The organism is Streptomyces deserti (assembly GCF_054782695.1).
In genome coordinates, this window is the sequence record NZ_BAAGRZ010000118.1 from 1 (window position 1) to 961 (window position 961).

1 protein-coding gene is annotated in these 961 nt (G+C 69.0%); it reads left to right on the forward strand.

The genetic code is table 11. The features are described from left to right. Positions 1–942 (forward strand): IS110 family RNA-guided transposase (locus ACYVMZ_RS39345; protein ID WP_461088117.1); only part of this gene is annotated, 942 nt, incomplete at its 5' end. Positions 943–961 lie beyond the last annotated feature (19 nt).

Below are 961 nucleotides of genomic sequence, written 5' to 3' on the forward strand. Positions count from 1 at the left end.
GGACTCGCGATGCGGCGGATCGCCGACCTCTACCCGGGCGAGGCGAAGACCGACGCGAAGGACGCCGCAGTGATCGCGGATGCCGCCCGGACGATGCCGCACACCCTGCGCTCGCTGGAACTGACCGACGAGATCACCGCCGAACTGACCGTGCTGGTCGGCTTCGACCAGGACCTCGCGGCCGAGGCCACCCGCACCTCCAACCGGATACGCGGCCTGCTCACCCAGTTCCACCCGTCGCTGGAACGCGTTCTCGGCCCCCGGCTCGACCATCGGGCGGTGACCTGGCTGCTGGAACGCTACGGATCTCCGCACGCTCTGAGAAAAGCCGGACGCCGAAAGCTGGTTGAGGTGATCCGGCCCAAGGCCCCCAGGATGGCCCAGCGGCTGATCGATGACGTCTTCGAGGCGCTCGACGAGCAGACCGTCGTGGTCCCGGGCACCGGCACGCTTGACATCGTGATCCCGTCGCTGGCCCGCTCGCTCGCGGCTGTCCACGAACAGCGCCGGGCCCTGGAATCCCAGATCGAGGCCCTGCTGGAGAACCACCCTCTTTCGAAGGTCCTGACGTCGCTGCCCGGCGTCGGCGTCAGGACCGCCGCCACCTTGCTGGTCACCGTCGGCGACGGCACCAGCTTCCCCACCGCCGCCCACCTGGCCTCCTACGCCGGCCTCGCCCCGACCACGAAGTCGTCCGGGACCTCGATCCAGGGCGAACACGCGCCCAGAGGCGGCAACCGGCAGCTCAAGCGGGCGATGTTCCTGTCCGCGTTCGCCGCCCTGCATGACCCCGCCTCCCGCACCTACTACGACAAGTGTCGGGCCCGCGGCAAGAGCCACACCCAGGCCCTTCTCCGCCTGGCCCGACAACGGATCAACGTGCTGTTCGCGATGCTCCGCGACGGCACCTTCTACGAACCCAGAACCCCACGCCTCGCTTGACGAAAGACATAGAGGCACC